This is a genomic window from Blastopirellula sp. J2-11, from assembly GCF_024584705.1.
Taxonomy (GTDB): Bacteria; Planctomycetota; Planctomycetia; order Pirellulales; family Pirellulaceae; genus Blastopirellula.
The window spans coordinates 2,982,567-3,008,194 of sequence record NZ_CP097384.1 but is presented as its reverse complement, the minus strand read 5'-3'; the positions used below and the strand labels follow the sequence as shown (position 1 = coordinate 3,008,194).

The window sequence follows — 25,628 nt, the reverse complement described above, 5'->3', positions numbered from 1 at the left end:
GCAAAAAACGGCGACATTAATCCACGATTAGAGCTGGCGACTGCGTCGCTCGCCTACTCGATTTCTTCCCAAACCGAGTGGTAAGCGTCGATCGATTCCACGTACTCCAAGAATCGAGCGTAAAACTCATTCCCCCCAATCGTGGAGCTGTCGCCGATCACGATCAATTTCCGCTTCGCTCGCGTCATCGCGACATTCATCCGCCGCACATCGGCCAAAAACCCAATTTCTCCCTTTTCGTTGGAACGAACCAGCGAGCAAATCACCACTTCCTGCTCGCGCCCTTGAAACCCATCGACCGAATCGCACTCGACGCCCTCCGGCAGGCTTTCGCGCAACAGCCGAACCTGCGCCGCGTAGGGAGAAATGACGGCGATCTGCTCTGGGGGCATTTCCAGGGCGATCAGCTGATTCACTTTGCGGACGACCATCTCCGCTTCACGCGGATTCATGCGACTCGACGAGTCGTCCTGCGCTTCCTGATAGTCGGCGCCTGCCGTATCAAAAAACTGCACCGGCTTCGCCCACTGGTCATCGGCAGCGATCAAGTCGGTCAGAGAATGCGCTTCGACCGACTGGTCCGCCAACAGGGCGCCATCATAAAATTCGAGCGAACTGAACTCCATGATGTGGGCATGCATCCGATATTGCTGCTCTAACCGCTGGGCCGCTTGCGGATATCGCGCGATCAACCGCTCCAACATGCTGACGCCAAAGCCGGCCGCTTCCGCTGCGCGCGAGACAATCGTCGGCGGCAGCTGACAATGATCGCCTGCGATCACCAAACGTTGACTGCGCGAGACCGGAATCCAACAAGCGGGTTCAGTCGTTTGGCAAGCTTCGTCGATCACCGTCAGGTCAAAGCGGCGAGCGCCCAGCAGATCATCATCGATGCCGGTCAACGTACAACAGACGACCGGCGCGTCATCCAGCAAACGCTCCAAAGTCTGCTGCTGAATACGCGCTGCGTCGTCCAACAACTCGCGGGCTTCGTCGCGCAGCGATCGCTTTTCGCCGGGCGCCGGTTTTGAACGCGTAAAGCGATCGGCTTTGCGAAAGAGGGTCTTCGCCTCGCTGACCAGCTTTTCGGCTAACTTAGCGTCAGGATGCTCGCGGACGAGCGACTCCAACAGCGCGTCATGCAAAGACTCGCTGACGCGTGCTGGGTGCCCCAAGCGAACCGCTTTCAATCCACACGCCCAGAAGCGTTCGACCAGATTATCGACCGCCAGGTTGCTCGGCGCACAGGCCAAGACCTTCTCGCCGCGCGCCACCGCCGCGCGCACGATTTCAGCCAACGTAATCGTCTTGCCGGTACCCGGCGGACCATGAATGATTGAGAAATCACGAGCCGAGAGCGCCAACTGAACCGCCGCCTGTTGCGATGCGTTCAATTGCGGTGAGGTCAGGCTGTCGTCCTTTTCGTCAAACGACGGCGGCTGCAGCTCTAGCAACACGTCGCGTAACTCCGCCGTACGATTTCCGCTGGCCGACGCCGCTTTCAGCATCGCGCATTCTTGGCGCTTGCGGGCAATCTCGTCGGTCGAGATCGCAACGCCCAGTTTGTCTTCGTCCCCTTCCCATAAACCGCCGATGGCGACTTCGAGCGCGGTGGAGGAGACGCGGGTAACGACGCCGCGAGCGCGATCTTCGCCGCTGTGGGAAAGCAACACAATCGGTGATCCGACGCGCAGCCCGTGCATCGCCATTCTGGCTTGCGGGTTCTTGCCGGTCAGTCGGCAGACCATCCTGCCGCCGAGCGCCGACCACTGATCTTGCAGACGCAGACCTTTCAGTCGCAACGAGCCAGGATCACCGGCGATCCGCTCTTCCTGCTCTTTCGCTTCAAACTGCAGACAGCGTTCCAACTGGCGAAAAAGGGCTGGTTGCTCGACGTGGTCCGGTTCGACCCAAGCGACAAGTTCCGGCGCACTATCGGCAAGTTTTCGCTGCGTACGTCCACAGACATCGGCCGGAAGTTCGATCGCGGCGCTGCGCCGCTGCAGTTGGATCCGGCCAATATCACGATTATTGACGCCGGCCTCTTCGATCAGCAGCTTGAAGACGCCGCCGTTGGTCGTACCGAGAGGGAGCGATTCCAAATGGAGTTTGGCCATAGAGCGCATGTCGCCGACAGAAGAGGAACGGAAGTTGCGATATCCTCTTCGTAGCCCGCAGCGCAAGCGAGGGAAATGCGGTCTCTAGGTAATGACGAATGTCGAATGAATGACCCAATGGGCGAATAACGAATTACTTCGTGATTCGTGCTTCATTAGACATTCAAGCTTCGACATTCGTCATTTGATTGCCATCGCATTTCCCTCGCTTGCGCTGCGGGCTACGAAGAGAGTGGATTAAGAAACTTGCAGTAGGAAGTCCACAATGTACGTTCCTAGCTGCGGTCGTAACAAGAGCGAGAAGTGATCGGCGCCAGGGACCAGTATGCAAGTAGCATGGGGCGCATCGCGGCACAATCGATCGGCGTCGCTGCGCGCGGCGGCGTCTTCTTCGCCGATCACCACCTGCAGGGGAGTCGTAATCGACGCGACTTCTTCCGTAGTTACGCCGAGCTCGTGATAGCCGCGCGCGACGCCGGCTAGCGCCAAAGGATCATTCCCAAGCATCATGTTGACGTTCATCGCCGTCAATTGTCGTTCACTCGGCGGTTTGCGGTTCGACCACAGCACTTTCATCAGGGGATGGAGTTGGCCGGCGGTTTCGAGCGACTCGCTCAACTCGCTCCACAACTGCTGGCCCTCTTCTGCGCGACCGGCGCCGGCGGCCAACAGCAGCGTCGAGCGAACTCGCTTGGGATAGTCAATCGTCGTTTTCAGCGACAAACGCCCCCCCATCGAATATCCAACCAGATGGGCCGATTCGAGCTTCAGATGATCCATCAAGCGGACGACGTCGACGTACATCTGTTTGCCATAGACGTCGCCATGCGGCTTGTCGCTTTTGCCATGTCCGCGCGCATCGAGCGCAATAACGCGAAAAAATTCGCTCAGCCGGTCGAACAATTTGTAGTCGACCCAACCTTGCTCGATGTTTCGCGTAAATCCATGCAGCAAGATCACCGGCTCGCCGTATCCCTGCTCGATATAACGCAACTGGACGCCGTCGCTATCAAAATACTTGTCAACCGCGGCAGTCATAGATCGTCATCCCGGCAAAGAACAGCAGCAAAGCAGCGTGAGATCAGAATTCAGGTTGCGGATAATGGACGCGCGGCGGCGTGCAGAACAAGCAAGCGACCGCCAGCAGTGCGAAGATCGCCGTAAACAGCCACAAAACCGGCTCGTATCCGCCAAAATAAGCGGCCCCCAAATTGAGCAAATAGGGACCGGCGGCGCTGCCGGCGACGATCATCGTCATCGAGCTTCCCTTGATCTTACCGAGATGCGCTCGGCCAAAGTACCGGGCCCAAGCCGAACTCGCGCCCGAGACGGCGACTCCTTGCGCGGCGCCAAACACCAAACCGAAAATTGCACAACCATAAACCGAGTTGATCTGGGCGTAGCAAATGACCGATAAGGCCAGCATCGCGGCGCCGCTCGCCATCAACCAATGCAGGCGAACATGATCGGCCAACCAACCACCGACAAATTGGCAGATCGCCATCGTCAACGCGGTACAAAGGAAAATCACCGGCGCCTGCTCGGCGCTCAGTCCGCGACTTTGCAAAAAGCTGACCATCACAAAGGTCAGCGCGGTTGCGATCATCGCCCACGACGACATCAGCGTCACCAGGATCCAATAAGACCGAGTCAGCAGCGCTTCCCCTAAGGTGAACTGCGGCAGATGCAAATCGACTGGAATTTCCGCTTCCTGAATTTCGCTTTGGGGATCAACCGGCAAGCGCTTCACGCCGTCGGGCAATTGCCCAATATCTTCGGGACGATTGCGGAAGAAGATGAACAACAACGGCAACATCGCCGCCCAAACTCCCAAGCCCAGCAGGAAGTAGGTCGAGCGCCAGCCGACGCTGTCGATCAACGATTCGGAAATCAGAGGGAATAGCGCCAAGGAGATCGGCATCGACAAATTACGAATTCCAACGGCAAAGCCAAGTCGGTCGCGAAACCACATGTCGACCGAATTGGTCGCCAGCAGAGTCAGCGATCCTTGGCCGAACATCCGAATCAGGAGAAACCCGAGAAACAGGCTCCAGACTCCGCCCACCTGCGACATAAAAATACAAGCACAGCCAAAGATCAGCACCACGCCGGTCATCGATCGTCGTAAACCAAATCGATCGGCGAATCCGCCGATCAGCGACATCGGCAGCGAAGCGATAATCGTTCCCCACATATAAGCGAACGACACGTCGAGACTGCTCAAATGCAAATCGGTCGTGAAATGCGTGTTGAACAGCGACACGCCGTAGGTCTGGCCAGGGCTAGTGCAAAACTGGGCGACCATCGAGATCGGCAGAATCAGCCAACCATAAAAGAAAGGAACCGCACGCACGACCAAGTCTGGCTGACCAGCCGCCGATGACGCCCCTGCAGAATTTGATTCCGCAGGCTTCGGGAGGGTTTCCTCCTTGGGCAGTTTCGGCTCAAGCGATACAACGGGGGCCATCTGGCTCTCAAGAAAATGGTGTCCTGGAAAGTTCATATCCTAACGGTCTTGGCGCTCGTCAGATACGTCAATTCGACTACGGGTTGGCGTGATATCGCGGGTTGTGAGTGCTGTTTCCCTAAGGGCCGCTTTACGTTGCGTCAATTTCCCTTCGTCGGTCGGTAATTGCGGCCAACGGCGACTCTCGATAGGTTGGACAGTCTGCCGACGCCGTTTTCTCCCGCATTAGAGGACATACGAACTTCCATGGGCCGCCTGGGTACAGCACTGACGTTGTTCTTTAAGATCCTGTTCAATCGCGAAACGGCGGAGAAAGCGCAAGCGGTGTTGCTGTTGCCCGCCGCCGGCGAAACACCAGCACCAACGACGAAATCCGAGCCCCCCAAGCCGGCGGAGCCTCCGAAGCCGGCAGTTCCGCGCGGCGTCGACGCACTCGTTCTGTTGGCGGCGCTGCAGCGTGAAGCGCGCTTCCTCGATCTGTTTCAGGAAGATCTCAGCTCCTTTGCAGACGCGCAAATTGGCGCCGCGGTTCGCGATGTTCACCGCGATACGAAAGCGACGCTCGAACGAATTTTTGGGATCGAGCGACTGCGCGAAGAAGAAGAGGGAACCAGCATCGCCGTTCCGCCCGGTTTTAATCCGCTCGAACTGCGGCTTGTCGGCTCGGTCGGAGCGACTCCTCCTGAAAAGGCTCGCCTGGTGCATGCAGGCTGGCGAGCGACCAAATGCGAATTGCCCAAGTGGAACGGTCAGCCCGAAGCGGCCAAGATTCTTGCCCCGGCCGAGGCCGAGGTTTAATCTTCCCCGCGGCGATCACCCTCTGAAAAGGATTTGAAGATGCCTGCCAGCTATGTCGTGGGGATTGATCTCGGCACGACCAACAGCGTTGTCGCTTACGCGTCGCTCGAAACCGAGCAAGCCGAAGTGGAGTTGCTTGACCTGCCCCAATTGATCGCTCCCAACACGGTCGACAGTCGCCATTCACTGCCGTCGTTCGTCTATCTCGGCGGCGAAGCCGAAAAGTCGCAACAGGCGCTCGATCTGCCGTGGGCCGAACAGCGCGACTTTGCGGTGGGAGAAATCGCGCGGCGGCAATCGGCCGACGCGCCCGATCGCACTGTCGGCGGTGCGAAAAGCTGGCTCTCGCATCACAAGGTTGATCGGCAACAAGAGATCTTGCCCTGGAATGCGCCCGAGGGCCTTCCGCAGATCTCGCCGGTCGAAGCGACTCGCCGCTATTTAGAACATCTGGCCGCCGCGTGGAACGCCAAGTTCCCCGAGTCGCCGCTGCAAGAGCAAACCGTCGTGCTGACGGTGCCGGCGTCGTTTGACGCCAGCGCTCGAGAGCTGACGCGTGAAGCGGCTCAAGGCGCTGGTCTGCCCGAGACGCTGGTGCTGCTCGAAGAGCCGCAGGCCGCCGTCTACGCCTGGCTAAACCACTGGGGCGAAAAGTGGCGAAAGCAGTTGAAGGTGAACGATCGTCTCTTGGTCTGCGACGTCGGCGGCGGCACGACCGACTTGACGCTGGTTCAAGTGGACGAAGAAGGGGGCGAACTTTCGCTCCGCCGCGTCGCGGTCGGCAATCACTTGCTGGTCGGCGGCGACAACATGGATCTCGCGATGGCGTTCGACGTCTCGACCCTCTTCGCTGACAAAGGGATCAATCTCGACCCGTGGCAATCGATTTCGCTCTGGCATTCGTGTCGCGCCGCCAAAGAAACGCTGCTGCAAGATGAGCACGCCGCCGCGCAGCCGATCTCGGTTTTGGGGCGCGGCAGCAAGTTGATCGGCGGTACGGTCACGGTCGACGTGCCCCGCGATCGCGCGTTGAAATTGCTGCTCGACGGCTTTTTCCCCAAGTGCGGCGCCGATGCGCATCCCGAACGCGGGCACTCCTCTGGCTTTCAAGAGTTGGGCCTTCCTTACGAATCCGATCCGGCGATCACGCGCCACCTGGCCGCTTTCTTACAAGCTCACCGCGATGAAGCGGAGAAACCGGTTACCCACGTGTTGTTTAACGGCGGCGTCTTCAAGAGCGATGCGTTCCAGGATCGCTTGATGGAAGTACTGGCCGACTGGAACAGCGAAGCCCCGCAACGTTTGGCGGGCCCGCATGATCTGGATTACGCCGTGGCGCGCGGCGCCGCCTTCTATGGTTGGGCGAAACGACACGGCGGCATTCGCATCCGCGGCGGGACCGCTCGCTCTTATTACATCGGCGTCGAACGAGCCGGCTTGGCGATCCCCGGCGCTCCGCGTCCGCTGAACCTAGTCAATGTCGTGCCGATCGGAATGGAAGAAGGGACGTCGATCCATGTTCCGTCCCAAGAGGTCGGCCTGATCGTTGGCGAGACGGCCAAGTTTCGTTTTTTCTCGTCTCCCATCCGCAAAGACGATCAACCCGGTCAGGCCCTCAGTCGCTGGGACGAAGAGGAGATCACCGAGACCGATCCGCTAGAAACATTGCTGCCGAAAGATGACGCGATTCAAGAGTCATCCGTGCCGGTGACGTTTGAATCGAAGATCACCGAATTGGGGCAATTAGAGCTATGGTGCGTCAGTCCGCGGACCGGCGGACGCTGGAAGTTAGAGTTCAACGTTCGCGAAGACGACTAGGCGGTTGGAATCGTGGTGAAACATCAAGCAGCGGCGACGATCGGTGACGAAGATGCGCCAAGCCGTTACGTCGTAGGAATCGATCTCGGCACGACCAATTCGGCAGTCGCGTACGTTGACACCGAAACGGCGCCAGGCCTCCTGCAATCGTTTTCGATTCCGCAAATCGTCGCGCCGCAGCAAGTCGAAGCCCGCTCAACGCTTCCTTCCTTTCACTACGAAGCGGCGAAATCGGAATTTCCGGCGGACGCGCTGCAGCTTTCTTGGAACAAGCAGAACGCCAACTATTGCGTCGGCATGTTTGCCCGTGACCATGGAATCACAGTACCGTCGCGGGTCATCAATTCGGCCAAAAGCTGGCTCTCGCATACCGGCGTCGATCGGACCGCGGCGCTATTGCCCTGGCACGGCGCGTCAGACCTGGAAAAGCTCTCGCCGCTGACCGTCAGCGCTCGCTTGTTGGGTCATATCCGCGCCGCGTGGAACGACGCCCATCCGCAGCATCCGCTGGAAGAGCAAGATATTGTTCTGACGTTGCCGGCGTCGTTTGATGAGATTGCCCGCGAGTTAACCGTCGCGGCGGCGGCCGAAGCCGGCCTGAAGCGGGTCGTGTTGATCGAAGAACCCCAAGCGGCGTTTTACGCCTGGCTCGACAAGCACAAAGAAAATTGGGAGTCGCTCGTCTCTCCAGGTCAGACGATCCTGGTCTGCGATATCGGCGGCGGCACTTCTGACTTTACGCTGATCCGCGTCCGCCAGGGAGAGGATGGTAAGGTTCAATTTCACCGCGTCGCTGTCGGCGAACATTTGATCTTAGGGGGCGACAATCTTGACCTCACTTTGGCGACCTATCTCGAACAACGTCTGACCAGCGGAGGCAAGCTCTCTCCCGGCGATTGGTCAACACTGGTTCGACGCTGTCGTGTCGCCAAAGAAGAGATGCTGACTGACAACGCGCCTGACAAGATGACGATCAACTTGCCCAGCGGAGGTTCGAAATTGATCGGCGGCGGCCGGCAAGCGACCCTCACCAAAAACGAGATCGAGCAAGTCCTGGTCGACGGTTTTTTGCCCTCGGGAACGATCGAAACGCCGCTTGAAAAACGGAGTTCCGGCTTTCAGGAATTTGGCTTGCCGTTCGCCAACGATCCCGCGATCACGCGTCATCTCTCCGCATTCCTGCGAAATCATCGCCACGTCGTCGAAGCAGAGAACGTCGCGGTTCGTCCTGACATTGTGCTGTTCAACGGCGGCTTCTTTGAATCCTCACGTCTGCGGCGCAAGCTGATCGACGAGATTACCGCCTGGTTCCTGCCGACCGATCCTCAATTCCAATTGCAGATTCTCGACAACGATCGACTCGACCTGGCGGTCGCACGCGGCGCCGCGTATTACGGTTTGGTTCGTCGCGGCGAAGGAGTACGCATCGCGGCGAACTTGGCCCGCACTTATTACATCGGCGTCGGCCAAGACGAGCAAGGCAAACCCCAGGCGCTCTGCATACTCCCCGCGACCACGCAGCCCGGCGAAGAGATCGACCTACAATCGCGGACATTCCGTTTGCGAGTTTCGGAGCCGGTCGAGTTCCCATTGTTCGTATCCAGCATCCGTTTGATCGACCAGGCCGGCGAGATCGTCCGCGTCGACCAAGAGCAGATTCGCTCGCTGCCGCCGATCCGCACCGTCTTGCGAGCCAAGCGTCGCAGCGAAGCGACGGAAGTCGCCGTCAAGCTGCACGCGCGATTGACCGAGATCGGCACGATTGAACTTTGGTGTGACGAAATTGAGAGCGATCGTCGTTGGCGATTGCAGTTTGACGTTCGCAGCGCGACGCAAACCGATGTCGCGGCGCACATTTCGGATCGGGAAGCGGAAGGCGTGTTGGACGAGGCAGCCTGGACCGCGCTCGAGTCGCAACTGACGGCGACGTTTGGCGAGACGGCGACGCTTAAACCGCAACGTTTGCTGCAAGCGCTGGAGACGACCAGTGAGACGCCGCGTAACGCTTGGCCGGCCTCATTACTGCGCCGCATCTGGGGCGAGTTGCTTGACCTGGAGCCGGGTCGGCGCCGCAGCAGCAGCCATGAAATACGTTGGCTCAATCTGGCAGGTTTCGCGCTGCGCCCCGGCTATGGATTGGCGCTCGACGATTGGCGCGTTTCCGAAACCTGGAAAGCGCTGCAAGGCAAAGTGGTGCATAACGACGCGAATTGCCGCGTGCAGTCTTGGATCCTCTGGCGTCGAATCGCCGGCGGCCTGAATCGCGGACAACAAAAAGCGGTCGCCGAACCGCTGCTCCAAGCATTACGCGCGCTGCATCGTCGCGTCAGGACAGGGCAGGGGACCGCGACCTTTACTCCGCAAGAGTCGCTCGAAGCTTGGCGATTGCTGGGGAGCTTGGAACTGTTGGATGTCTCGACCAAGCTGGAGATCGGCGGCTGGATCGTCGACTTGTTAAACAAACCCAAGATGGCGTCCGCGCGATCGGCAATGGCCTGGGCGCTGGGCCGATTAGGCAGTCGCACTCCGGTTTATGGACCGCTGAACTCGGTTATTTCGGCCGACATCGCAACACGTTGGCTCGATGCGATCTATCGCGATCGGAATCGCGACCCAATGGATCTGCTGGCGGTGATGCAAATCGCCCGTCTGACCGAGGATCGCTATCGCGACCTTGCGCTGGTTGATCGCGAGGAAGCTGCCGCTTGGCTAGAGACCGAAAACGCTCCGTCTCACTTTGCTCGGATCGTCCGTACAGGTGGAAGCTTGGATCACGAAGAACGCGATCAGGTCTTTGGCGAAGCGTTGCCGATTGGGTTAACCCTGTAAAGCGGATCGCTTCCGCCGCAGCCCTACCTACTTTTCAAACGCGAAAATGCGAGCCCAGTCATCTTTCATGCTGATCACGCTCCATCCTTTTTCTTGGGCTTCGTCCATCAGAGATTGTGGGAACGCGCCAAACTTGCTGTCAGGCAATCCGTTGGCTGGACCGTAGGCGTATTCTCGCTTGGCGTCGTCATGAAATACAAGCATCTTTAAGCTGGGCCCATCGCCAGCGCCGACCCATTCCAGCATCTCGCGATCCCCGGCCGAATTCCCGAACGCCGCGATCGGGCGCTTCCCGATAAACTTGTTGATGCCTACCGGCTTGCCGGTCTTGTCATCGATAAAGTCAATTTTCGCCAGGCGCATCAGCACCGGCTCGCCATCTTGGTATTCAAATTTGGTCTCGATCGACGAGCCCACGACCTGTTCTCGCGGGATTCCGTAAACATCCAAGGTCATAGGACGCATGAACTCGATGCCGCCGCCAGAGACGATGTAGGTTTTGAATCCATGGGCCCGGAGATACTCGAGCAACTCGACCATCGGCAGATAGACGCACTCGGTATAAGGACGCTGAAAGCGTGGGTGGCGCGCCGTCTGAAACCATTCGGAAACGATCGACTCAAATTCCGCCGTCGTGATTCCGGCGTGAGTCGTCATGATCACTTCGGCGAGACCTTTCTCTCCCGAGGCGGCAAGCGCCGCAAGATCACCTTTCAGGACTGCTTGAATGGGTTGATTCGTTCGCCATTCGGGATGATCCGGTGCAAGCTTTTTGACCCGATCCAATGCAAACGCAAGCTGCGTATACATGGGATGCTCCGTCCATAAGGTTCCATCGTTGTCAAACGTCGCAATCCGATCGGCCGCAGGTACAAAGTCGGGCGAATTCTCATCGCTGACTTTTTCAACAAATTCGATAATTGCGGTCTTCGCAGCGCTGTGATTCCATGACGGCAACGGCTCGTCGGCCTGCAATGAAACAGCGGTCAACGGAACCAATAATGCGACGACGGAAAAGAATCGGGGACAGATATTTGCAAGCATGGGTCGGATCTCGCTTCACAGAAAAGAGCGTACTTCTAACGCACTAGCGGGCGTCGTTTCTGCTAGTAACTACTCGCCGCATTTTATTCGATTGTTAACGGCTAGTTTCTCCAGAGCAACCAAATTATTAGCGCCGTTTTCTAGAATACGTCTCGAATCAATCAATGACGTTGGTATTCAGCCTGAAAAATGGAGGCTGGCTGAAAAGACCAGGCATTCGAAAGCCCCGCAGTTCGTCTCTGAGATAACACGCGAACTCTCCATTGGCCTTCGGAAACAGAGATATCTACAGACGCGAGAGCCATCGCCGTTATCAATTCTAGGTCAAAAATGAGGGAGGAGAACAACGTGCGAATCGAATAAATCGATCGTTCCTGTCCGGCTGGCGCCAACACGTTTTGCTGATCGTAAAGCGTCGATCCAAGTGACCGACGACAGTTCGCTCGCCGACGGTGCGCCTGCGATCGGCTACGCATCGAACGATTCGGCCGATAGCAGGGGGAAGAACTTGCCTTCCATCTTCTTCCCCTTGGCGATCGGGGGAATGCCGTGCAGCAGGACATCATCGCTATCGCTGCAGACTCCATCGCGGAACGCATTGATCACCGTCGCTCGCCGGGGTCGGTCGGTTCGATTCGCGAAGGAACCATGCACCGTCAGCGGGTGATGGAAGGTCGCTTCTCCCTTCTTCAGTTCGGCTGCGACGGGATGCTGGAACTGCTCCCATTGGTCATCGGTCAAAACTTCGCGAATCGCGTTCATGTCGCCGGCCAGTCCGGTGACCGGCAGCAGATCCCATTTGTGACTTCCCGGCACATACTGCACGCAACCGTTGTCGCGATCGGCGTCATCCAAGCCGATCCAGCAGGTCAGATGCGCCATCGGCTTGGTGCGAGTCCAGTACGAGTAATCTTGATGCCAAGCGACGACGCCTCCATGGTTGGCCGGCTTGCAGAACAGCTGGTCATGCCAAAAACGAACTTTCCCATCAAGCAATTGTTCGGCCGCTGCGATAAAGGCCGGCGACCAAAGCACATCATGAAATCCAGGCGAAACGCGCCACGCGCCCAGCGCATGAAAGAGCACCGTGTCAGGCGTCGCGGATTCGTTCGTGTGATACTCGTACCACAGTTCGCGTCCGTCATGATCCGACTGAAAGAAAGCCTCCAGTTCTTCGCGCAGGATGTCGACCTGCTCGTCCTCCAAAATCTTGACGCCGCTCAGATATCCATGTTCATGAAAAAACGCGACTTGCTCGTCGGAGAGATGGAAATCTCCGTCAGAGGACTTGCCCTGAAACGATGTGGAGATCGGAGCATGCTGGTGCGAAAGATCGGCGGCCATGGGAAAAATTCCAGTTGAGCGAGAAGGGATTAAGGTGAGACACACGTTTTCACCTTTGCAAAACCAAAAATCAAGTCCGTACGCTCCCCCCAGATTGATTCCGTCGCTGGACCAGTTACCCTAAGAACTTGGTCCGCCAAGGTTTCTCAGCACGAATTGACCGCCTGCCTACCCCTTCTACGCGAGTTCGCCTGATGTCAAAAATTGTATTCACACTCCTTCTCATCGGTTTTCTCCCCTTGGTCGCAATGTCTGCCGAGCCGAAGCGCGAACTACTATGGCCTGCCGGAGCGCCGGGCGCCAAAGGCGATACCGACAACGACAAGCCGACGATCACCATCTTTTTAGCGAATGGCGCCAACAAGACCAACTGCGGAGTGGTCGTCCTTCCCGGCGGCGGTTACGGCCACCTCGCAACCGGACACGAAGGGGTCGATATCGCCAACTGGTGCAACTCTTTCGGCGTCTCCGCCTTTGTGGTCGAGTACCGCCATCGCGGTCGTGGTTACGCACATCCGGCGCCGATCCAAGACGCTCAGCGGGCCATTCGCACCGTTCGTGCGCGAGCCGACGAATTTGGAGTTTCGCCCGATAAAATCGGCGTGATGGGCTTCTCAGCCGGCGGTCATCTCGCGTCGACCGCGGCGACGCATTTTGACGCGGGCGATACAAAAGCAGCCGATCCGATTGATCAGGTCTCGTGCCGTCCTGACTTTGCGATCTTGTGCTATCCAGTGATCGCGCTCGATCAGCCGTTCACCCATCGTGGATCGCAGAAGAACTTGCTGGGCGAGAACCCTGACAAAGAGTTGGTGAAGAGCCTGTCGAACGAATCACAAGTGACGTCCGATACGCCTCCCACTTTCTTGTTCCACACCAGCGAAGATACCGGCGTGCCGCCGCAAAACAGCATCGTCTTTTATGAAGCGTTGCAAAAGGCGAAGGTCCCGGCCGAGATGCACATCTTCGCCAAAGGACGTCACGGAGTCGGTCTGGCCGCCAACATCCCCGGCACCTCCGCTTGGCCCAAATTGTGCGAAGCCTGGCTCGCCGGCCAGGGGATGCTCTCTACCAAAACGGAAACCGGCAAATAATCACCGTTTTCAAAGCTGGGGGCGTTTCTATGGCGAACGGCCCCCAATCTGGCCGCGAACGAGTTGGTCTGCGGCGTCAGTCGTGTCGCTGTTGCGACCAGTAGGACCCTTCTGATTGCGCCAATGCACAAATACGGCGATCGAAATCGGCCGTTTAAATCGTGCAATCTTCACTTCCTTGAGCGGCGCGACCTAGATTTCAATTGCACCAGGCATTTTTTTTCGCGTATCTTGCAATAGAAATCGCATGGCGACCGCCAAGCCCATTCTTGACCAATCGTTAAGCACCATCGTGACTTACAATCCGATGAGCGCTTCGTTGGATACAACTCTCGAGGAACTGCTCGAGCAAGTCTACATGGTTGGATTCCACCATTGGCCAGTGATCGACGAGGATCAACACGTGGTGGGGATCGTTTCGGACGAAGATGTCGTTCGCACTGCAGCGATGCATGAATCGGCGCATATGTCGAATCGATTTTGCGACGCTCGCGGGCCGATTCGCATCACCGAATTCATGTCGTCCAAGGTCTATGCGATCTCTTACGACACCGACGTCTCGACAGCACTGCGAATGATGCTGGACAAGGGAGTGAATTCTCTACCGGTTACTGAAGATGACCGTCTTTCCGCAATGGTCACCTCGTCCGACTTCTTGCGCGAGTTCTCATTTTCGGACCATGACGCTTGCCGCGCCGCAGTGAAGACCTATCTCGATCTCACGCCGGTGCAGGTTCCGTTTGATTCCAGCATTGAAGAAGTGAAGATGGCGTGCGAAGCCGAAGGCGCTATTTACGCCGTGGTGATGAACGGCGACTTCCCGCTCGGCGTCATCTCTCGCCGTGATATCCGTCGCGCCAAAAGTCGCGACTTGGCCCGCGTGATGTATCTATCGGAAGATCCGAAATCGATTCGAGCTGCCGACATCATTCGTGAGTCACACTCGATTTTGCCAACCGATACGATGCGTAGCGCCGCCCAGACGATGCACAACATGCAATTACAAGCGCTGGTGGTTGCGAACCACCAGAACGAATTGGTCGGCGTTCTGACGCAGGAACAGATCTTGCAAGTGATGCTCTAAACGAATCTTACGATCCCGCCGTCAACAACTTGTGACGTTCCAACTCTAGCGGAAAATCGAAGTAGGTCCGCAAGCTGGTCGCTTTGGCGCTCATCACACGGACATGCGGCGTGTTTCCCTTGGCCGGTCGGCGGATTCGTTTTTCATCCAGATCGGTCCGTCTCTCTCGTCGCATCAAGTTGGCCTTTTGCTCCTGCGTTTCCTGGATATCCGATTCAAATCGACGCGTCATTTCGGCGCGACTCGCTCGAACGGCGTCACGACGCTGCGTCAATCGGTTGCCTTCGCCCAAGATCACCTGATTGTCGCGTTGGTACTGTCCTAGCAAGATTTCAGCGCGGTCGATATCGCGACGCAAATTGTCGCGACGACGCGGATCCTTTGTCTGATCAAGTTCCGATTGCAAGCGATTCAGGTCATCGGTCAGGCTAAGCAGCTCACGGCGAACAATCGAAAGCTGAACTTCTAACCGCGAGATCGCATCATTGAGCGGCGCCTCCATGCGATTGAACTCCTCCAACTCTTTGGTGAGTTCGCTACGTAGCGTATCAAGTCGCTCTTGCGCCTCGGCCTGATCAATTTCGAGACGTTTACGCAGATCGGCGAGATTCTGTTTCTCCTGCTCTTTCGCCATCTCTTGATCTTCCACCGCTTGATCGCGGGCCTGATCTCCTTTGTCGGTCAATTTTTCAAACTCGCGCATGACTTCGTCATAATTGGTTTTGAAGTCGGCGGCACGCGCTCCCACCATCAATCGATCCACTTTCCGTCGCACCAGTTTCCGCACGCCTTGCGAAACATCCGCCTCGGCGGGGCCATCCATATAAGCGAAAATCCGTCCCAAAAATCGGGCTGTGGCGCGCGTTTCTTCTTCGCTCGCATCATCCCCTTCGTCGGGTCGAATCGAGGACGTCATTTGATCGATTTTCAACAGCGCCGACTCCGACTTTTTCTGCAGCACTTGAAGCCAGATCAAGGCCCGCCAAGCGACCTGATTTTCTTCGTCGCTGGTCGTAAGACTCTCGAACAACGTGGCCGCTTCTTCGTACTTGTGATGCTTGACCAAAACCAAGCCAAAGGCCGTATCAAGAGCGCCCTGATCCGAGGTGGAGCCCATCCATGCAGCTCGCGCCTGACGTGCTGTCGCCAGCGAATCAGGCCCAATCGCCCAGCCTTGCTCTAAAACTTGCGTGACGCCCGACGACGCGCCCGCAGCACGCGTCGACATCACCTGGATAGAGAGCAGGATGCCAACACCGCACGTGATGGCGAACTGACGCGAGTTTCCAGCGAGCATTCGCACGCCTCTTTTGCTAAACGATACCGGACCATGACCACTGTCATGTTAGAGCCATGCACTGAAACAGGCAACAAAACGTTACTCCGACGAGACAAAAGACCCCGCGCCAGGCCCCCTGGTTTGCCGAATCTGCCTGAATCGTAAAAAAACGCCGCAAGTCGAAGTCGACTGCGGCGTTTTTCAAATATCTATCGGCTGAAGTTTCGAGCCGCTTACTCGATCGGCAATGCAAAATCGCCGGTCATGTCTCGGTAGATGCAATGGACATGGTTCGCGAGATTGCCGGCCACGTCGGGTTGCGTGTTCACCAGTTCGATGACAAAGCTCGGACCATGAATGCGGTAGTAATGTCCCACCCCCGGCTTCGTTGCCCCCGCCCAGGCGAAATGGATGTTGTCAAAACCAGCGGCGCGAATTTGCTGCAGGCGGCTTTCGGCCACATCGGCGGGCATCGCCGAGACGTAGATGTCGATCAGGTTGCGGAGCATCTCTTGCTGCGACGCGGTCAAATCTTTGGCGGCGATTCCTTCCGCTTTGTCGGTCGGCGGGTGAGGCAGTCCCGGATTGCGAATCTCGGCCGGCGCCTTCGCGGCGATCAGCGCGGTCTTCGCCTGATCGGCCGACAAGCTATTGACCAACTCAAAGGCCAACGTCTCTTCCAGTTTCAGGATGCGATAGCCCTTGGAGTACTTGGCCGAATAGTCTTCTTTCAACTCGGCCGGATTCGTACAGAGCGCTTGCGGCGAAGCGGAGATAACGCTGTTGCCTTCAACCACAAAGTTGAGCGACAGGTGATGCCCTTCAAAGCTCAGTCCCCAGCGCGAATCAACTTTCGGCTGGCCAAAGATCGTCACATAGTAGCGCAGCGGATCGCGAATCGGGCCCTTCTTCTGCAACTGCAGAAGCAAATTTTCTAGATCCATGATCTTGGTCGTTTTTTCATAGCCGACATCGCTAAGCGCCGACTTGAGCAACGCGTACGCTAACTTCCGTTGATCCTCACTCATGTCGCCGATCTTCAATCCTTTTCGCGCGTCTTTCGGAATGAAGTGCCAATCGACGCGTTTCGGAGAATCGTATGCGAATACGGCGACCGCTTTCTCGTCCTCGTCGAGCGATTGCACCAATGCGTTGGCGGCGACCGTCATTGCGGTTCCTGTGGTCGCAGGACGAAACAGCGCCCAGCCGACGGCCGACATCGAAAGAGCAAGAAACAGAATCATCGACAAATAGGCGGGTCGTCGCATGGCGGGATTTCCGGTGGGAGGATACATGAGCGAAGTCGTATGCATGATAACCTCCCCTGACCGAGAAATCTACGCTCTCTAGAGCGTCCATTCCCCTCTTTTTCACACGTTCGCAGCCTGTCTGCGATTCTTTGCCGATACCATCGAACCGCATCCCGCGGCGCGGCGTACCGTACACCAATCCTCGACGATTTCCGCGTCACGACTCGCCTTACACCGCTCCCCACTTGGACACCAACCGAAAGAGCGGACCGAACAACAGCAACACATATATCGATGTTATGCATATATAATATTTATGCAAAAACACGACACGGCCTCTTGCAAACCTTATATCTTACTGATTAACCTATTGCTCGTCGCACATAGTCGATACTGAGAACGACAGGGCAAGCGATGATTTCACTGCCAGCGCCAGCTTAAAAGAACCAAAAGCACAGCAGATCGCATCGGATGCATTTAGATCGTGCTGTCGCTTTTGACCGCCGCGCCGAACTGACCAGAGTAAGAAGGAGCTCGCCGCTAAATTCAGTTCACAGCGCACTCTCGCGAATGATTGCAACGCGTGCGTTTCTTTGCCGTCGGATGAATTGCTTCGAGCGTGGATGAACCGCCTGAAGTAATTCCATCTTTGCTCATTCGCCCAGACCCCCAACCCTCGTTTTCGCATGTTGCGAGATCGCTATCGGGGAGATTCTCTGCGCGAATGGGAGATTTTTGACCCATTTTCTTTTGCCATATCTCTTTGAAGGATTCGATATGACGATGAAGAATAAATATCGCACACGTCGCAACGCTTTTAGTATGGGTTCCGAACGCCTGGAAGAGCGCCGCGTGATGGACGCATCCGCGCCGAACTTCGATCTTTCTGGCGTCGAGACCGAAACCGCCTATGTCGGCGACCAATACTCGCTCGATCTGCTGGCCGCCGGCGGAACCATCACCGAGGGTGAATTCACCTTTGTGCTCGACCCGGATCCCGATCAAACGCCCTCGGGCGCGACGATTTCTCCAGAAGGGGTAATCCATTGGACTCCGTCGATGGATCAAGTCGGATCGCACACGTTCCGCGTTATCGCGATGAACCACGATTCGCCGCAAAAGGGGGACTTCGAGTCGATCACCATCGAAGTGTCGCTGGGCGAACCGAATGTTGATTTGAACGGCGAAGACGCCGAAGGGGTCGACTTCGAGACAACTTATCAGTTTGGCCAGGGGCCGGTCAGCGTCGCCGATAGCGATATGACCGTCGCCGATCCTAACAATGAAACGCTGATGTCGGCCACAGTGACAATCACCAACTTGGCCGACGGTGATGCCGAGCTGCTGACCGTCAACACCGAAGGAACGAGCATCTCGGCCGAGTACGCTGGCGGCGAGTTGCAACTGACCGGCGAAGCGACAATCGCCGAGTACCAACAAGTGCTTCGTTCGGTTCGTTACAGCAATTCCAACGCCGCCGCCGATGCGACGCCGCGCGTCATTGAGTTCAGCGTCAACGATGGCCTTTCAGACAGCGCCATTGCAACTAGCATGGTAAACGTCAATCTCCCCCCCAACCTGTCGCCGATCGCCGATCAGGAACTGGACGCCGGCCATGATTTGATGTTCGAGATCTCAGCCACCGATCCGAACGCGGAGGACGAACTCTCGTTCATGATCGACCCCGAATCCCCCACCTTCGTTTCGTTGATCCAAGAAGTCGGAACGCGAACCGCCCAATTGCTGCTAACGCCGGGCCTTGACGTTACGCCCGGGATGTTTGAGATTTCAATCCTGGTCTTCGACAACGCCGGCCTGGCAGACGTCGAATCGTTCTTTGTCGAAGTGATGGCGAACGAAGCGCCGGTCTCCGTCGACGACGCCTATGAAACGGCGGAAGACACCGCACTCAACATCTCGGCGCCAGGCGTGCTCGAAAATGACACCGACGCCGATGGAGACCCGCTCAGCGTGGTCGAAGTTAACGGCGAATCGGCAAGCGTGGGCGCACCAATCACCCTCGACTCAGGCGCACTGCTCACGTTGAACGCCGATGGCAGTTTTGACTACGATCCCAGCGGCGCGTTCGCAGCTCTGACCGAAGGAGAAACCGCGGAAGAAAGCTTCACCTATACCGCCGCCGACAGCACAGGCCAGATGAGCACTTCGTCCGTCGTGATCACCATTGCCGGGGTCAACAACGCACCGGTCAGCAGCGACGATGCTTACGAAACTTCCGAAGATACTGCGCTCAATATTTCGGCGTCAGGCGTACTCGAAAATGACACCGATGCCGATGGAGACGCGTTAACCGTCGTCGATATCAACGGCGAATCGGCCGATATCGGCACGCAGATCACGCTCGATTCGGGCGCGTTGCTCACGCTCAATGCGGACGGCAGTTTTGACTATGATCCGAACGGCGCCTTTGCCGCTTTGGCCGAAGGGGAGACTGCGGAAGAAAGCTTCACTTATACTGCCGCCGACAGCAGCGGTCTAATGAGCAGTTCCACCGTCGTGATCACCATTGCCGGGGTCAACAACGCGCCGGTCAGCAGCGACGATGCTTACGAAACTTCCGAAGATACTGCGCTCAATATTTCGGCGTCAGGCGTGCTCGAAAATGACACCGATGTCGATGGAGACGCGTTAACCGTCGTCGATATCAACGGCGAACCAACCAGCGTCGGTACGCAGATCACGCTCGATTCGGGCGCATTGCTCACTTTGAACGCCGATGGCAGCTTTGACTACGATCCCAACGGCGCCTTCGCGTCGCTCGCCGAAGCTGAGACCGCAGAGGATAGCTTCACCTATACCGCGGCCGATAGCAGCGGATTGATGAGCACTTCGACAGTCGTGATCACGATTGCTGGGGTCAACAATGCACCGGTTAGCAGTGACGATGCCTATGAGACAGCGGAGGATGCGATTCTCAATATCGCCGCTCCCGGTGTTTTGGGAAACGATGTCGACGCTGACGGTGATAGCCTGACTGTCGTCGACATCAACGGCGAGCCAGCCGACTTGGGTACGCAGATCACGCTCGACTCGGGCGCGTTGCTCACGTTGAACGCGGACGGCAGTTTTGACTATGACCCGAATGGCATGTTCGCGTCGCTCGCCGAAGCTGAGACCGCAGAGGATAGCTTCACCTATACCGCGGCCGATGGCAGCGGCTTGATGAGCACTTCCACCGTGGTGATTACGATTGCTGGGGTCGATCACGCACCGGTCAGTAATGACGATGCCTATGATACAGCGGAAGATACCGCGCTCAACATCGCTTTGCCGGGCGTGTTGGAAAATGATACCGATGCGGACGGCGATGCGTTAACCGTAATCGACGTGAACGGCGAACCGGCCGATATCGGTACGCAGATCACGCTCGATTCGGGCGCGTTGCTCACGTTGAACGCGGACGGCAGCTTTGACTACGATCCCAACGGCGCCTTCGCGTCACTCGCCGAAGCTGAGACCGCAGAGGATAGCTTCACCTATACCGCGGCCGATGGCAGCGGCTTGATGAGCACTTCCACCGTGGTGATTACGATTGCCGGGGTCAACAACGCACCGGTCAGCAGTGACGATGCCTATGAAACGACGGAAGATACCGCCCTCAACATCGCAACGCCGGGCGTGCTCGAAAATGACACCGATGCCGATGGCGATGCGTTAACCGTAATCGACGTGAACGGCGAACCGGCCAATATCGGCACGCAGATCACGCTCGATTCGGGCGCATTGCTCACGCTGAACGCCGACGGCAGTTTTGACTATGACCCCAACGGCGCCTTCGCCGCTTTGGCTGAAGGGGAGACTGCGGAAGAAAGCTTCACTTATACTGCCGCCGACAGCAGCGGTCTAATGAGCAGTTCGACCGTCGTGATCACCATTGCCGGGGTCAACAACGCACCGGTCAGCAGTGACGATGCCTATGAGACAGCGGAAGATACTGCCCTCAACATCGCAACGCCGGGCGTGCTCGAAAATGATACCGATGCGGACGGCGATGCGTTAACCGTAATCGACGTGAACGGCGAACCGGCCAATATCGGTACGCAGATCACGCTAGAATCGGGCGCCTTGCTCACTCTGAATGCCGACGGCAGCTTTGACTACGACCCCAACGGCATGTTCGCTTCACTGGCTGAAGGAGAAACCGCCGAGGAAAGCTTCACCTATACCGCCGCCGATAGCAGCGGATTGATGAGCACTTCCACCGTCGTGATCACCATTGCCGGGGTCAACAACGCACCGGTCAGCAGTGACGATGCCTATGAAACGACGGAAGATACCGCCCTCAACATCGCAACGCCGGGCGTGCTCGAAAATGACACCGATGCCGATGGCGATGCGTTAACCGTAATCGACGTGAACGGCGAACCGGCCAATATCGGCACGCAGATCACGCTCGATTCGGGCGCATTGCTCACGCTGAACGCCGACGGCAGTTTTGACTATGACCCCAACGGCGCCTTCGCCGCTTTGGCTGAAGGGGAGACTGCGGAAGATAGCTTCACCTATACCGCGGCCGATGGCAGCGGTTTAATGAGCAGTTCGACCGTCGTGATCACCATCCAAGGGGTGACTAACCTTATCGTCGAAAATGATGAGCTCGTCACCGACGAGGACAATTCGTTGTCGATTTCGGCGCCGGGCTTGCTTGGCAATGATACCGGCGCCGCGACGGTCGTTTCCGTTAACGGCGAAGCGGTCAATGTGGGATCGCAAATCACCTTGGCCTCCGGCGCGTTGCTGACGGTAAACGCCGACGGCAGTTTCGATTATGACCCGAACGGATCGTTTGAAACGCTTCCCGGCGGCGAGTCGACGCTCGACTCGTTCAGCTATACCGCCGATGACGGTAGCGGGACGACGGCCGACGCGACGGTGACGATCGTGATCAACGGAGTGAATGACGCACCGGTCGCCAATGATGACGCCTTCTCGACCGATGAGGCGACCGCATTGTCGATCGTACCGGTTGGCGTGATGTTTAACGATGTCGAAACCGAAGGACAAGCGATGGCGATCACCGCCGTCAATGATGTCACGGTCGATGTCGGCACGCCGATCACGCTGGCGTCGGGAGCACTGTTGACGCTCAACGCCGACGGCAGTTTTGACTACGATCCCAACGGGATGTACGACGAACTAGCCAACGGTGAACTAGCGACCGACAGTTTCACCTATACGGTCAGTGACAGCGATGGAGGATCAGACACCGCGACGGTGGTGCTGACCATCAACGGTTTGGACACCGACAATGGGACGAACCTGCCCCCTTTGAACCATGTCCCCGGTACTCAGACGACTGCCGCGGGACAATCCTTGGCCTTTGGTTCAGCCACTGGCAACGCTATTTCTGTCAGCGACCCTGACGCGAACGGCGCCTTTGTGCAAGTGACGATTTCGGTCCAACATGGAACGCTGCAATTGGCTTCGCTCAATGCAACGCGGATCATGTTGGTCGGATCATTCGAGCAGATTTCGTCGCTGCTGAACGGCCTGGTCTACACGCCGAATGACGGCTACTCCGGCACCGATACCTTCACGATCAATTCCAATGATCGAGGAGCAACTGGCACCGGCAGTCCGCGAACCGACGTCGACACGTTCGACATCGTCGTCACGCCCTCTGAATCGGTCGAAGAATTCTTCGCCGATTCCGAATCGCTCGACGATCTGTTGTTCAGCTAATTGCTAAACAACAACGAAAAAAGAGCAGGGGAGCAAACCGCCGGGGGTTGCTCCCCCTTTTTTTTCAGGCGATGAAGAAAAAATTCTACAACTCAATCGGCGAAACATATCCATCGCCGTTTTGATCAAGACGCTGGAACTGCTCGTCGTCGGCCAGAAATTCGCCGCGAGAAACCAAGCCGTCGCCGTTGCGATCCATCGCTTGAAACCATGTCGGCGCCGCGACCGGGGATTGGTCCAGCAGTGACTGCGGCAGACCGTTGGCGACGACCACCCTGTATTGTCGCGGCAGGCGATCCCAGGCGATTTTTTGGTCCTGGATCAACCCCACAGACGCCGCTTGTTCACCGCTATTGGCCAGTTCGGCCTGAGATAGCGAGCCGTCATGATTCTCGTCCAGCAATGCGAACAAGCTGTCGCCCAAGTCTAAGATGGCGACCACTGGTTGCAGTTTCACCAGTTGCCGATAGACGTTGGACCAGCGTTCCCCTTCATCGCTGGTTGCGCGGCCGTCATCGTTGGCGTCAATCAAACGCAGGAAACTGCGAAGTTCGGACGCGTTCGGAACCCCCTCTAGCTGGTCGATCGGGACTCCTGCGGGATAACGGGTCGCTTGCAGCTGGCGCAGTTGACTGGTCAGCTCTTCCAATTTGTCAAGCGAAGCGGCGTGCTTGCCGCGTGTTGTATGAATGCGCGTCCAGACGCGATCTGACTTTCGCCATGCGACCTGCTTTTTGTCGATCAGCACTTCGCCGCTAGAAAAATCGATGCGACAAATCCCAGCAGCATGCCTATTTTTTTCTGCTGGCGTTTTCTCCGACATCGGTAAGATCAAGCGAGCGGCGCTGGCGCCGGGGTAGCGGGCGCTGGCGAGCAATTCGCCGGGGCTGATCAGTTCATCGTTGTTGCCGTCAAGTTTTTTGAGTCCCAGCGCCGCTTGCTGAAAGGAGGCGTAGCTAACAGGCCCTTCGCTCGCCAGCGCCAGCCTTTCTCGCAGCGCAGCGGTCAGTTGTTCGCTGTGCGGATCGGCGCCGTACGTGACAACGCATCCGCCGCAGCCTGACTGATCATAGAACTGGGCAAGCTCGTCTGGCTGAATGTCGCCATCTCCGTCTCGGTCGACCGTCTGCGGAAGCGGGCCCGAAGTGGTTAACAAACGTCCCGAAGCGATTTGCCGCAGCCCAAACGGCGTCGGCATCAGCGCCGCTTCCGCTTTCGACAGCCGGCCGTTTTGGTCAGCGTCAAAAAAAACGAAGATCGCGTGGTAGGCTTGATGACGCGCCTCCGCCGCCGCTTGGCCGTCCGCCGTCACGACGAATTCCAGCGTCTCACTAGAATTATCGCCGTTCAACGATATTAGCAGCGTGCGATCGTCGGACGTCGCTTGCAGCGTCGGTTCGGCTAGAGCCGCCGCGGGAAAGATCAGCGCCAAGAGAATCGCCAATCGCGTCCAGGTTTGAATCGCACGCGTCATGACACGAGACCTGGAATCGGTTGAGCGTCGGGATCGGCGATCCGAATTGGACGATTAACGTTGGACGCATTTTGCTTGCGATAGTCGACCCCCAGCCAGTCGCAGACCGACGCGATCAAGTCTGGCACGACATACGAATCACCGACCACGCTTGTGCCGTCGTCGCTGGTCGCGCCAATCACCTGACCTTGACCGACGCCGCCGCCAGCCAACGCGACCGACCAGGCGCGCGGCCAATGGTCTCGCCCGGCGTTGACGTTGATGTTGGGCGTGCGGCCAAATTCTCCCTGACAGACGATTAAAGTCGACTCCAGCAAGCCGCGATCTCGCAAGTCGTTGATCAGCGCCGCCATTGCGGCGTCGAGTTGTCCAGAGAGCGACTTGAGACGATTGAAGTTATCGTTGTGGGTATCCCAACCATCGAGGGTGACCTCGACAAACGACGTTCCTCGTTCCACCAGGCGACGCGCCAGCAAGCAGCCTTGTCCAAACAAATTGCGGCCATACTGGTCGCGAATGCTTTCCGACTCTTGCTCCCAATCGAACGCGGCGACCGCCTCGGGGGTCATCAGTCGAATCGCTCGCTCGAGCGAGGCTTGATAGTTATGAGCGAGTTTGCCGGCGTGCGCGTCAACAAATTCTCGATCGAACTCCGTCAACAGTTGACGATTGCGCTCGCGTCGCTGGGCATCGGTTAACGCCGAGTACAAATTTTGCACGTGAAGATCAGCCGGCGAATTAGCGCCTTCACCGATACTCATCGGCGCAAATCGCGGCCCCAAAAATCCGCTGCCCCCAAAGTTGGATCGCGGCGGCGGTGCAATACTGACAAACCCCGGCAACAGGCCATCTGCAGGCGAAACTTCGCTGGCGACCAGCGCCCCGAGATCCGGAAAATCGATGCCGGCCTGCGGGATGTAACCGGTACGTCCCAAATGAACCGCGCGATCGTGATCACCTTCTTTGGAGGTCATCGATCGCACAATCGCCAACTGATCCGAGCATTTCGCTAGTTGCGGCAAATGCTCGCTGAACCGCATTCCCGGCGTGCGGGTCGCTTGTTCACGAAACGGACCGCCGTTGGCGTGCTGCGGTTTGAGATCCCACAGATCGATCGTCGCCGGTCCCCCGTTGAGCCAGAGCAAAATGATATTCTTCGCTGCGGAACGGCGGCTCGCTTGTTCGGCGGCCAACTGGCGCAACCACCCTACAGGCGCCAACCCTCCAGCGCCCAGCGTTGAGATCGACAGCGAGGCCGCTAAAGATCGCAACATTCGTCGTCGACTGGTCTTGTGCGGCACGTGTCAGCTCTCCAAGGGAAAATTCA

General features: G+C 57.5%; 15 protein-coding genes. 6 read left to right on the top strand and 9 right to left on the bottom strand.

What is annotated here, in order from left to right:
• Window positions 1-53 precede the first annotated feature (53 nt).
• The 3 genes from M4951_RS12150 to M4951_RS12140 form a co-directional block, all read right to left on the bottom strand.
• Window positions 54-2,117 carry an AAA domain-containing protein gene (locus M4951_RS12150; protein ID WP_262026746.1) on the bottom strand — a complete coding sequence of 688 codons (2,064 nt, stop codon included), beginning with the start codon at window positions 2,115-2,117 and terminating at the stop codon, window positions 54-56.
• A 237-nt stretch (window positions 2,118-2,354) separates the two neighbouring features.
• Entirely contained in the window at window positions 2,355-3,155 is an 801-nt protein-coding gene (locus M4951_RS12145) for an alpha/beta fold hydrolase (RefSeq protein WP_262026745.1), read from the bottom strand.
• A gap of 43 nt (window positions 3,156-3,198) precedes the next feature.
• Window positions 3,199-4,584, bottom strand: a complete 1,386-nt coding sequence (locus M4951_RS12140; RefSeq protein WP_262026744.1) for an MFS transporter — start codon at window positions 4,582-4,584, stop codon at window positions 3,199-3,201.
• Window positions 4,585-4,830: 246 nt separating this feature from the next.
• Here M4951_RS12140 and M4951_RS12135 point away from each other — a divergent pair, with 246 nt between their 5' ends.
• From M4951_RS12135 to M4951_RS12125, 3 genes are read left to right on the top strand one after another with little or no spacing between them, the layout of a single operon-like run.
• Window positions 4,831-5,382 carry a DUF2760 domain-containing protein gene (locus tag M4951_RS12135; RefSeq protein ID WP_262026743.1) on the top strand — a complete coding sequence of 184 codons (552 nt, stop codon included), beginning with the start codon at window positions 4,831-4,833 and terminating at the stop codon, window positions 5,380-5,382.
• 39 nt (window positions 5,383-5,421) lie between these two features.
• Window positions 5,422-7,200, top strand: coding sequence for an Hsp70 family protein (locus M4951_RS12130; RefSeq protein ID WP_262026742.1), 1,779 nt, complete (start codon window positions 5,422-5,424; stop codon window positions 7,198-7,200).
• A 15-nt stretch (window positions 7,201-7,215) separates the two neighbouring features.
• Window positions 7,216-10,029 carry an Hsp70 family protein gene (locus tag M4951_RS12125; protein ID WP_262026741.1) on the top strand — a complete coding sequence of 938 codons (2,814 nt, stop codon included), beginning with the start codon at window positions 7,216-7,218 and terminating at the stop codon, window positions 10,027-10,029.
• 27 nt (window positions 10,030-10,056) lie between these two features.
• Here the strand turns inward: M4951_RS12125 and M4951_RS12120 are convergent, their stop codons facing one another.
• Both M4951_RS12120 and M4951_RS12115 read right to left on the bottom strand, forming a co-directional pair.
• A complete protein-coding gene (locus M4951_RS12120) occupies window positions 10,057-11,073 on the bottom strand; it encodes an HAD family hydrolase (protein ID WP_262026740.1) in 1,017 nt (338 codons plus the stop codon).
• A gap of 468 nt (window positions 11,074-11,541) precedes the next feature.
• Window positions 11,542-12,417, bottom strand: a complete 876-nt coding sequence (locus tag M4951_RS12115) for a phytanoyl-CoA dioxygenase family protein (RefSeq protein ID WP_262026739.1) — start codon at window positions 12,415-12,417, stop codon at window positions 11,542-11,544.
• Between the two features lie 194 nt (window positions 12,418-12,611).
• On the opposite strand from M4951_RS12115, the gene M4951_RS12110 reads away from it, so the two are divergent.
• Entirely contained in the window at window positions 12,612-13,511 is a 900-nt protein-coding gene (locus tag M4951_RS12110) for an alpha/beta hydrolase (RefSeq protein ID WP_262026738.1), read from the top strand.
• Between the two features lie 247 nt (window positions 13,512-13,758).
• A complete protein-coding gene (locus M4951_RS12105) occupies window positions 13,759-14,595 on the top strand; it encodes a CBS domain-containing protein (RefSeq protein WP_262026737.1) in 837 nt (278 codons plus the stop codon).
• A gap of 7 nt (window positions 14,596-14,602) precedes the next feature.
• Here M4951_RS12105 and M4951_RS12100 read toward each other — a convergent pair whose 3' ends face one another.
• Together M4951_RS12100 and M4951_RS12095 are read right to left on the bottom strand one after the other, a co-directional pair.
• A complete protein-coding gene (locus M4951_RS12100; RefSeq protein ID WP_262026736.1) occupies window positions 14,603-15,892 on the bottom strand; it encodes a hypothetical protein in 1,290 nt (429 codons plus the stop codon).
• A gap of 215 nt (window positions 15,893-16,107) precedes the next feature.
• Window positions 16,108-17,142, bottom strand: a complete 1,035-nt coding sequence (locus M4951_RS12095) for a DUF3500 domain-containing protein (RefSeq protein WP_262026735.1) — start codon at window positions 17,140-17,142, stop codon at window positions 16,108-16,110.
• A gap of 759 nt (window positions 17,143-17,901) precedes the next feature.
• Between M4951_RS12095 and M4951_RS12090 the strand changes: the two genes are divergently transcribed.
• Window positions 17,902-22,827: an Ig-like domain-containing protein gene (locus M4951_RS12090; RefSeq protein ID WP_262026734.1), complete on the top strand. Its 4,926-nt coding sequence runs from the start codon at window positions 17,902-17,904 to the stop codon at window positions 22,825-22,827.
• An 85-nt stretch (window positions 22,828-22,912) separates the two neighbouring features.
• On the opposite strand, the gene M4951_RS12085 is transcribed toward M4951_RS12090, so the two are convergent.
• Together M4951_RS12085 and M4951_RS12080 are read right to left on the bottom strand one after the other, a co-directional pair.
• Window positions 22,913-24,301, bottom strand: a complete 1,389-nt coding sequence (locus tag M4951_RS12085; RefSeq protein ID WP_262026733.1) for an EF-hand domain-containing protein — start codon at window positions 24,299-24,301, stop codon at window positions 22,913-22,915.
• Window positions 24,298-25,602, bottom strand: coding sequence for a DUF1501 domain-containing protein (locus M4951_RS12080; RefSeq protein ID WP_262026732.1), 1,305 nt, complete (start codon window positions 25,600-25,602; stop codon window positions 24,298-24,300). Before M4951_RS12080 ends, M4951_RS12085 begins: the two co-directional genes overlap by 4 nt.
• Window positions 25,603-25,628: the final 26 nt, after the last annotated feature.